Genomic DNA, 862 nt, shown 5'->3' with positions numbered 1-862 from the left:
CACCCACAATCGCCGACGCCCGCTTTGCCAAGCCGCTGGACCGCGATCTGATCCTGCAACTGGCCGCAGACCACGAAGCGCTGATCACCATCGAAGAAGGCGCGGTGGGCGGCTTCGGCTCCCATGTAGCGCAGCTTTTGGCCGAGGAAGGTGTGTTCGACAGCGGGTTCAAGTTCCGCTCGATGGTGCTGCCCGACATCTTCATCGACCAGGCCAGCCCCGCGGATATGTATGAGGTAGCGGCGATGAACGCACCGCAAATCGAAGCCAAGGTGCTGGAGGTACTGGACGTTGCAACGATTAGAGAGAAGCGGGCGTAAGATAGGCCGGGAAGAAAACCGCAATTTTGCGATCACCCTTCCCGCTTCATTCAATCCGGACCGCTCCCGGATCATGTATATTGAAGACAAATCCGGCGGGCCGGATGGCCCCGCCAGAATTGGCCGCGTCTATTTCTCGAAATCGGGCAAATCGCTTTATTACAAAGGCATAGTTTTCAAGAGCCTCAAAGGCTCAGGGTTCAAGGCCAACTACTTTGACGTGGAAACAGGCAATCACTTCTGGATTTCAGGTCCGCGCAAGGACCAGAATGACAGGCTGTACGGCGGGTTCCGCGACGTGGAAATCGATGATGATGCCCGGGACGAGTACGCCAATCTAATCAAGCTGGACTAACAGATTAGCTTCTCTGGATAGCGCTGAATACCTTCCTCCAGGCCTACACCCCTGGCGGCTCGGCTGGCGGCACAAAGCTCTCCATGTCCTCGGCTTCCAGCACCGCCCGCAGACCCTCGCGGTAGGTGGGATAGAGCAGCTCCACCCCCAGCTCCTCTTTGATGCGGCGGTTGCGGACGCGCTTGTT

Annotated in this window: 2 protein-coding genes and 1 pseudogene; 2 read left to right on the top strand and 1 reads right to left on the bottom strand. The window is 57.9% G+C overall.

Annotation, left to right across the window (positions count from 1 at the left end; all coding sequences use genetic code 11):
- Together RA19_RS25370 and RA19_RS25365 are read left to right on the top strand one after the other, a co-directional pair.
- Nucleotides 1-320: transketolase C-terminal domain-containing protein (locus RA19_RS25370; protein ID WP_039168726.1), on the top strand; the 320-nt coding region annotated here is incomplete at its 5' end.
- 73 nt (nucleotides 321-393) lie between these two features.
- The gene (locus RA19_RS25365) at nucleotides 394-675 is read left to right on the top strand and encodes a hypothetical protein (RefSeq protein ID WP_039168723.1); all 282 of its coding nucleotides are present in this window, start codon (nucleotides 394-396) and stop codon (nucleotides 673-675) included.
- A 43-nt stretch (nucleotides 676-718) separates the two neighbouring features.
- Here RA19_RS25365 and RA19_RS27605 read toward each other — a convergent pair.
- Nucleotides 719-862 (bottom strand): annotated as a pseudogene (locus RA19_RS27605) (SDR family NAD(P)-dependent oxidoreductase); the annotation flags it as partial.

Source organism: Leisingera sp. ANG-M1, from assembly GCF_000813745.1.
Classification (GTDB): domain Bacteria; phylum Pseudomonadota; class Alphaproteobacteria; order Rhodobacterales; family Rhodobacteraceae; genus Leisingera.
The sequence above is the reverse complement of the archived record's forward strand: the minus strand, read 5'-3'. Positions and strand labels throughout refer to the sequence as shown.